This is a genomic window from Cryobacterium cheniae, from assembly GCF_004403395.1.
In the GTDB taxonomy this organism is placed as follows: Bacteria; Actinomycetota; Actinomycetes; order Actinomycetales; family Microbacteriaceae; genus Cryobacterium; species Cryobacterium cheniae.
In genome coordinates this window covers 22,822-30,858 of the sequence record NZ_SOGN01000031.1, presented here as the reverse complement: position 1 = coordinate 30,858, position 8,037 = coordinate 22,822, and the positions used below count along the sequence as shown (strand labels likewise).

The window sequence follows — 8,037 nt, the reverse complement described above, 5'->3', positions numbered from 1 at the left end:
GGGGCGGGTCCCGGCGGGGCGGGCCCTGGCGGGGCGGGCCCGGTCGTTCCGGGCCCTATCCGCGGCCACGGGCGGCGGGTTGCCGCGCCCACCGAGTCGGGAGGCCCGGCGTGAGGCTTGGCAGATGGACCGGCGTGAGGCCCGGCCTGAGGCGGGGGAGCGGCCCGGCCGGCCCGGCGATCGAGGAGGTGGCGCAGGTGACGCAGCGTATCGCGGTGCTGCTCGCCGCCGGCGTTTCCCCGGCTTCCGCGTGGGCCTATCTCGAACCCGACGTGCCGGACCCCGGCGGCCGGACGGCCCACTCCCCGACGTTGAAGTCGAAGTGGCGGCCGGGGTCGAGGCCGTGGTCATCCCCGGGCTCTCCGACGCCACACTCCCCGGGGACGCAGATCATCCGGGCGGCGGCCGACGCCGGGCGCCGGGGTGACAACATCGCCGACGCCGTGGCCGCCGAAGCCCGCACCCTCGGCGGCCAGGTCGGTGCGGCCTGGCTGGGCCTCGCCGCGGCCTGGCAGGTGGCCACCCAGGCCGGGGCACCGCTGGCGGCCTGCCTGCGGCAACTGGCGTCCTCCTTCCGGCAACTCGGCCGGCTGCACGCCGACCTGGCCGTGGCACTGGCCGGGCCGAGCGCCACGGCACGGATGGTGGCGTTCCTGCCGGTCGTCGGGGTTCTGTTCGGCAGCCTGCTGGGTTTCAACACCCTGCAGACGCTGTTCTTCACCCCGCCCGGCTGGGCCTGCCTGGTCGGCGGCGCCGCCTTGATGCTGGCGGCGGACCGGTGGAACCGGCGGCTCGTGCACACCGCCCGGGCGCGTGATCCGACCCCCGGGCTCGAACTGGACCTCACCGCGATCGCCATGACCGGCGGCGCCTCCGTCGAGCGCGCCCGGGCCGTGGTCGACACGGCGGCCGAGCGGTTCGCCCTGCACAGGGCGGAGTCCGCGGCCGCCATCGACCGGGTGCTGGCGCTGTCGGTGCGCGCCGGCGTCCCCGCCGCGGAGCTGCTGCGCAGTGAGGCGGACCAGCTGCGCCGGCAGGCCGGCAGCGACGGCCAGCACCGGGCCGCCACCCTGTCGGTCACGCTCATGATCCCGCTCGGAGTGTGCGTGCTGCCCGCGTTCATGCTGATCGGAGTTCTGCCGTTGCTGATCACCGTCCTCTCGTCCACAGTCCTCGTTCTCTGAAAGTTGTGCACCGGTGCGGGCCCACCCGGTGCGCCGGCCCCCGGCCGCGGCAGTCTGAGACCACTCGTGCCGCCCACACACCGCGTCGCTCGACGTGAGAAGGAGACGAACGAATGCCCGCCACCGATTCCACTATCGAACCCATCACCGATTCCACTATCGAACCCAGCATCGAACCCACCACAGTTTCCGCCCCGGGACCGGCCGCCGCTCCCCGCTTCGGCCACGACTCCCTGCAGGGGGCGGCACCGGTACCCCGGTTCCCGCGCCCCGGCCGATTCCGGCTGCCGCTCGGCCTCCGCTCCGAGACGGGCGCGGCCACCGCCGAATACGCCGTCGCCACGATGGCGGCGGTCGGCTTCGCCGGTCTGCTGATCGTGATCCTGCGTGGCGACGAGGTGCGCGGCATCCTGACCGATCTGGTGCGCAATGCGCTCTCGGTGGGGTAGCCATCGCCCGGCACGGCCCCGCACCGCCCGCGTCAGCGCCTGCCGCCCGGGCCCCGGCGATCGGGGCAGCGTCACCGCCGAGTTCGCGACGGTGGTGCCGGCCGTGCTGCTCGTGCTCGCCTGCTGCCTGGGCGCCCTGCAGGTGGTCGGCCAGCAGGTGCGCCTCACGGATGCCGCGGCCGACGCCGCCCGCTCCCTCTCCCGGGGCGACAGCGTCGACCGGGCCGCGGGGCTGGTGCGGCAGGCGGTGCGGGGGGCCTCGATGACCCCCGAGCGCCGGGGCGAGTTCGTCTGCGTGAACCTGAGCGTGCCGAGCTCGTTCGGCGCGTTCGCGGCCTTCGGACTCACCCTCCGGGCCGGGTCGTGCGCGCTCGGCGGCGGACTGTGAGGGTCCGGCATGCACCGTCCCGGCCGGTTGCGCCCCGGCCGGCTACGCTGCGGAGGGTTACGTTGCGGCGGGGGAGTCCCCGGCCGGCGTCACCGCCCGACCGGGGCTCGGGCACGGTTCTCGCCGTCGGGGTGCTGGGATCGGTCATGCTGCTGACGGCGGTGCTGCTGCCGCTGTTCGCCGCGCTGGTGGTCGGCCAGGCGGTGCAGGGGGCAGCGGATGCCGCGGCGCTTGCCGCCGCCGACACCGCCTCGGGCGTCGTGGCCGGCGTGCCCTGCGCGGCGGCGGCCGAGGCGGCCAGGCTGAACGGGGCATCCGTCACCGTCTGCACGGTGGAGGGGCTGATCGCGTCGGTGACGGCGGTGCGCGGCTACCTCGTCTTCGAGCTGGGCGCCCGGGCACGCGCCGGGCCGCCCGACTCGCCCGGCGGCCCCGCCAACTGACCGCGGGTCAGCCGGGCGGGCCAGCCGAGCCGGTCAGCCGAGCGGGTCAGCCGAACCGGTCAGCCGAGCGGGTCAGCCGAACAGGGCCTCGACGTAGCGGTAGTCGACGGCGGTGGGCCGATCCGGGAATTCGGTGGAACCGAATTCGAGGCCCGAGCCGCGCAGGTAGAGGTAGCGCTTGGTGCCGTCGGCGGGGATCTCGAGTCGCGGCCGTGGATCGCCGGATTCCAGGAACTCGGTGGTGACTGTCTTGCCTTGGAGGGGACCGTCCGTGAGCTTCGCGGTGTACGTGCCCGTTGCTGAAGTGGCCATGCTCCAATTGTCTCCGCCAGCGCAGGCCTGGCAACCCCCAATGGTCTCGCCGGGAGTGTTCGATTAGGCAGGCACCATATTGCAGTGTGTATGGTGTGCCATGGCCCACTTGGACCCGTACCTATAAAGAGGAGTCTGGTGCCAGGCACTAAGAAGCTGGTCATTGTCGAATCGCCGACGAAAATGAAGTCGATCGCCGCCTATCTGGGCGACGGCTACGAGGTCTTGTCCTCGGTCGGCCATATCCGCGACTTGATTGAGCCCAAAAACCTGCCGCCGGAACTGAAAAAGGGCCCGCTCGGCAAGTTCTCGGTCGACGTGGAGAACGGCTTCGAGCCGTACTACGTCGTGTCCGACGCGAAGAAGAAGACCGTGGCCGAACTCAAACGGGCCATGAAGAACGCCGACGAACTCCTGCTCGCAACTGATGAGGACCGCGAAGGCGAGGCCATCGCCTGGCACCTGCTGCAGGTCCTGCAGCCCAAGGTCCCGGTCAAACGCATGGTCTTCCACGAGATCACCAAGGAAGCCATCCTCAAGGCGAAGGACAACACCCGCGACCTCGACACCGCCCTCGTCGACGCGCAGGAGACCCGGCGCATCCTCGACCGCATCTACGGCTACGAGATTTCCCCCGTGCTCTGGCGCAAGGTCGGCCCGGGCCTGTCCGCCGGGCGTGTGCAGTCCGCGGCCACCCGCCTCGTCGTCGAGCGCGAACGCGAGCGCCTCGCGTTCGTCTCGGCCGGCTACTGGGACCTGATCGCGCAGCTCGCCCCCGGAGCGTCGGCGACGGATGCCGCGTTCCAGTCCAAGCTCGTTCGCCTCGGCGGGGAGCGCATCGCCTCCGGCGGCGACTTCGACGACCTCGGCCGGCTCAAGCCGAAGGTGTCGGCGGTCACGCTCGACGAGGCATCCGCCCTCGCCCTGGCCACCGCCCTCAAGGAACCGTCGGTCGCCCTGACCGTGACGAAGGTGGCCTCCAAGCCCTACCGTCGCAGCCCGGCCGCGCCGTTCACCACCTCGACCCTGCAGCAGGAAGCCGCCCGCAAGCTGCGCTTCACCGCCCGCCAGACCATGAGCGTGGCCCAGTCGCTCTACGAAAACGGGTACATCACCTATATGCGAACCGACTCGCCGTCGCTGTCGCAGCAGGCGATCACCGCCGCTCGCACCCAGGCGTCGGCGCTCTACGGCCCCGCAACAGTGCCCGACAAGCCCCGCCTGTACAAGGGCAAGAGCAAGAACGCCCAGGAGGCGCACGAGGCCATCCGCCCGTCCGGCGACACGTTCCGCACCCCGCCCTCGCTCGCCTCCACCCTGCGCGGCAACGACTTCAAGCTCTACGACCTGATCTGGAAGCGCACCGTCGCCTCGCAGATGGCGGACGCGACCGGTTCGACCGCGTCGGTCACCATCGCGGCCGGGCCGACCGGCACGTCCCCGCACCCCGCCGCATCCGGGGTGATCGCGGAATTCGCCGCCAGCGGCACCGTGATCACGTTCCGCGGCTTCATGCTGGCCTACGAGGAATCCCGGGACGAGGAGCGCAACGCGCCCACCGACGCCACCGAGTCCAAGCTGCCGCCGCTCGAAGAGGGCCAGACGCTGACCCTGCTCGACGTGGAGGCCAAGGGCCACGAGACCACCCCGGCCGCCCGCTACACCGAGGCGAGCCTGGTCAAGAAGCTCGAAGAGCTCGGCATCGGCCGCCCCTCGACCTACGCGTCGATCATCTCCACCATCACCGAGCGCGGCTACGTCACCCCGCGCGGCCAGTCGCTGGTGCCCAACTGGATCGCCTTCTCCGTCGTGCGCCTGCTCGAGGAGTACTTCACCGACCTGGTCGAATACGACTTCACCGCGGAGATGGAAGACGACCTCGACCGCATCGCCGACGGCAAGGCCGACCGGGTGGACTGGCTGACCAGCTTCTACTTCGGATCCGACAAGCACCGCGGGCTGCGTCAGGTCATCGACAACCTCGGCGAAATCGATGCCCGCTCGATCAACTCGATGCCCATCGGCGACGAGATCACCCTGCGCATCGGCAAGTACGGTCCCTACCTCGAGGTCATCGATCCGGGCGCGGCACCGGATGCCCCGCCGCGCCGGGTGAACATCCCGCCGAACCTGGCCCCCGACGAGCTGACCCCGGCGAAGGCCCGCGAACTCATCGACGCGCCGGTCATCACCGACCGCGTGATCGGGGAGAACCCCGAGAACGGCAAGCAGATCGTGGCGAAGGACGGCCGGTTCGGCCCGTACGTCACCGAACTGGAGCCCGAGCCCGAGGTCGTCGAACCCGGCGAGACCATCGACCCGGTCACCGGCGAAGTGACCCTGCTCGCCGACTCGGCCGCCGCCGAGGCCGCCTCGAAGACCACGGCCACAGCCGCGGCCGCCGCCGCGAAGCCCAAGCGCAAGGCCCCGGCCAAGAAGGCCGCCGCGGTGAAACCGCGCACGGCCTCGCTGTTCAAGACCATGGACCTGGCCACGATCGACCTCGACACGGCCCTGCACCTGCTCGCCCTGCCGCGCGTGGTCGGCGCCGACCCGGAGACGGGCGCGGAGATCACGGCCCAGAACGGCAAGTTCGGCCCCTACCTCAAGAAGGGCGTCGACACCCGGTCGCTGACCAGCGAAGACCAGATCTTCGAGATCGACCTGGCCGGCGCGGTCGAACTGTACGCCCAGCCCAAGTACGGCGCCCGGCGCGCGTCGAGCGCGCTCAAGGAATTCGAGGCACCCGACCCCGAAAGCGGCAAGGCGATCAAGATCAAGGACGGCCGGTTCGGCGCCTACGTCACCGACGGCGTCACCAACGCCACCATCCCGAAGGCCGAGACGGTGGAGGAGGTCGACTTCGACCGCGCCGTGCAGCTGCTCGCGGACAAGCGCGCCAAGGGCCCCGCCGTGAAGAAGAAGGCTCCCGCGAAGAAGGCCCCGGCCAAGAAAGCGGCGGTCAAGAAGGCCCCGGCCAAGAAAGCGGCGGTCAAGAAGGCTCCGGCGAAGAAAGCTCCGGCGAGGAAGGCGGCCGTGAAGAAGCCGACCCCGTCGGGTGCCACCACGACCGTGCGCGCCCAGCGCACCCCGGCCCAGAAGGCCGCCACCGCGGCCAAAGCCGCAGCGACCCGGGCGGCCACCGCGGCCGCGAAGGCCGCCGCGCAGACGTCCCTGCAGTCGTGACCGCCGACGACGTGACCGCCGCCGCAGTGACCGCCGACGGCGTGACCGCCGACGGCGTGACCGCCGCCGCAGTGACCGCCGAGGTCCCCGCCGTCGTGCCCGGACTCTTCATCACCCTCGAGGGCGGTGACGGGTGCGGCAAGACGACCCAGTCGGAGCTCCTCACCGACTGGCTCGAGCAGCGCGGACGCACCGTGCTGCGCACCCGCGAACCCGGGGGCACGGATGTCGGCGTCGCCATCCGGGAGATCGTGCTGCACCACCGCGGCGAGATCCCTCCCCGGGCCGAAGCCCTCCTCTACGCCGCCGACCGGGCCCAGCACATCGCCACCGCGGTGCGGCCGGCGCTCGCCCGCGGCGACGTGGTGATCCAGGACCGCTACCTGGACTCATCCGTCGCCTACCAGGGTGCCGGCCGGGTGCTCGACGCCACCGAGGTGCGCGATCTGTCGCTCTGGGCGGCGGAGGGGCTGCTGCCCGCGCTGACCATCCTGCTCGACCTGGACGAGAGCGTCGCGCGCGGCCGGCTCGACGCCGCGAACAAGCGCTTCGACCGGCTCGAGGCGGAGAAGAACGACTTCCACCGGCGGGTGCGCGAAGCATTCCTGGCCCTGGCCGCGGGAGAGCCCGAGCGGTTCCTGGTCGTTGATGCCGCGCTGCCGGTGGCCGAGATCGCCGCCGTCATCCGGGACCGGGTCGCCGCGCTGCTCGAGAGACGGCATCCCTAACGAATTCGACGGAGATTTTGCCCTTCGATCCCGTTTTTGGCTCTAAACCGGCCGTTTTCGGCAAAATCTCCGTCGAATTGGTTCTAACCCGGGCACGGCGCTCCGCCGGCGGAGATGCACGGGCTCCAAGCCCGCTGTCACCGACGAAAGGTACGCTAGCTTGATGACTGTGTGGGATGGCCTGACGGGCCAGGCGGATGCCATCGCGATCTTCCGTGCGGCGGCCGAACGGCCGGGCGAGGAAGACGCCGAGGCCCGCGCCGGGTCGGCCATGACGCACGCCTGGCTGATCACCGGGCCGCCCGGTTCGGGCCGCTCCAACCTCGCGTTCGCCTTCGCGACCGCCCTGCTCAGCCCGGGCACCGAGGCCGGCGACGAGAGCGCCCGCCGCCTGGTCGACGCCCGCACGCATCCCGACCTGACCGTGCTCTCCACCGAGGGCGTCATCATCAAGATGGACGCGGTCAAAGAGGCCGTGAAGCGCTCCCAATACTCGCCGTCGGTGGGTCGCTACCGGGTGGTCGTCGTCGAAGACGCCGACCGCATGGTCGAGCGCACCTCCAACGTTCTGCTCAAGGCCCTGGAAGAGCCGCCGGAGCGCACCGTGTGGATCCTCTGCGCCCCCAGCGAGGCCGACCTGCTGCCCACGATCCGGTCCCGCGTGCGCTCGGTGCGGCTGCGCGTGCCGAGCATCGACGACGTCGCCGAGCTGCTCGTCGCCCGGGACGGCGTCGACCGGGCCACCGCCGAACGGGCGGCGCGGGAGGCGCAGAGCCACATCGGGATGGCCCGCCGCCTGGCGACGAACCCCGAGGCGCGCGAGCGACGCGAGGAGACCCTGCGGGCGGCCCTCGGCATCCGTGGGGTGTCGACGGCCGTGAACGCGGCCGCCCGGCTGCTCGCCATCGCCGGCGACGACGCGAAGGCGATCACCCTCGAACGTGACGCCGCCGAGCGTGAGGGCGTGCTGCGCTCGCTGGGCGTCGAGCCGGGACAATCCGTCCCGCCCGGCCTCCGCAGCCAGATCAAGGCGCTCGAAGACGACCAGAAGAGGCGGGCCACCCGCAGCCTCCGCGACGGGATCGACCGCATCCTGGTCGACCTCACCTCGCTCTACCGCGACGTGATCATGGTGCAGCTCGGCCGCGAGACCAGCGTCATCAACCGGGAACTCCTCACCGAGGTGCGGGCGGCGGGAACCGCCTGCGCGCCCGCGGCCACGCTGTCCACCCTGGACGCGATCGCCCAGGCCCGGCAGAGAATCGAATCGAACGTGGCGCCCGCCCTGGCCCTCGAGGCCATGCTGGTATCGGCGATCCGCCGGTGAACCAAAAAAACGTCCCAGAA

General features: G+C 71.6%; 8 protein-coding genes. 7 read left to right on the top strand and 1 reads right to left on the bottom strand.

Annotation, left to right across the window (positions count from 1 at the left end; translation table 11 throughout):
* The first annotated feature begins 197 nt into the window (after window positions 1-197).
* From E3T23_RS05605 to E3T23_RS05590, 4 genes are all read left to right on the top strand, one after another.
* A complete protein-coding gene (locus E3T23_RS05605) occupies window positions 198-1,184 on the top strand; it encodes a type II secretion system F family protein (RefSeq protein WP_134369404.1) in 987 nt (328 codons plus the stop codon).
* 113 nt (window positions 1,185-1,297) lie between these two features.
* Window positions 1,298-1,633 (top strand): DUF4244 domain-containing protein, encoded by a 336-nt coding sequence (locus E3T23_RS15975; protein ID WP_420898300.1) that lies wholly within the window; start codon window positions 1,298-1,300, stop codon window positions 1,631-1,633.
* Window positions 1,614-2,021 carry a TadE/TadG family type IV pilus assembly protein gene (locus tag E3T23_RS05595; protein WP_134369403.1) on the top strand — a complete coding sequence of 136 codons (408 nt, stop codon included), beginning with the start codon at window positions 1,614-1,616 and terminating at the stop codon, window positions 2,019-2,021. Before E3T23_RS15975 ends, E3T23_RS05595 begins: the two co-directional genes overlap by 20 nt.
* A 62-nt stretch (window positions 2,022-2,083) precedes the next feature.
* Window positions 2,084-2,464, top strand: a complete 381-nt coding sequence (locus E3T23_RS05590) for an Rv3654c family TadE-like protein (RefSeq protein WP_134369402.1) — start codon at window positions 2,084-2,086, stop codon at window positions 2,462-2,464.
* 72 nt (window positions 2,465-2,536) lie between these two features.
* Here E3T23_RS05590 and E3T23_RS05585 read toward each other — a convergent pair whose 3' ends face one another.
* Window positions 2,537-2,776 carry a hypothetical protein gene (locus E3T23_RS05585; protein WP_134369401.1) on the bottom strand — a complete coding sequence of 80 codons (240 nt, stop codon included), beginning with the start codon at window positions 2,774-2,776 and terminating at the stop codon, window positions 2,537-2,539.
* Between the two features lie 138 nt (window positions 2,777-2,914).
* Here E3T23_RS05585 and topA point away from each other — a divergent pair, with 138 nt between their 5' ends.
* From topA to E3T23_RS05570, 3 genes are all read left to right on the top strand, one after another.
* Entirely contained in the window at window positions 2,915-5,962 is a 3,048-nt protein-coding gene (gene topA, locus E3T23_RS05580) for a type I DNA topoisomerase (protein WP_134369400.1), read from the top strand.
* A gap of 95 nt (window positions 5,963-6,057) precedes the next feature.
* Window positions 6,058-6,690 (top strand): dTMP kinase, encoded by a 633-nt coding sequence (gene tmk / locus E3T23_RS05575; RefSeq protein WP_420898301.1) that lies wholly within the window; start codon window positions 6,058-6,060, stop codon window positions 6,688-6,690.
* A gap of 163 nt (window positions 6,691-6,853) precedes the next feature.
* Window positions 6,854-8,017, top strand: a complete 1,164-nt coding sequence (locus E3T23_RS05570) for a DNA polymerase III subunit delta' (protein ID WP_134369399.1) — start codon at window positions 6,854-6,856, stop codon at window positions 8,015-8,017.
* Window positions 8,018-8,037 lie beyond the last annotated feature (20 nt).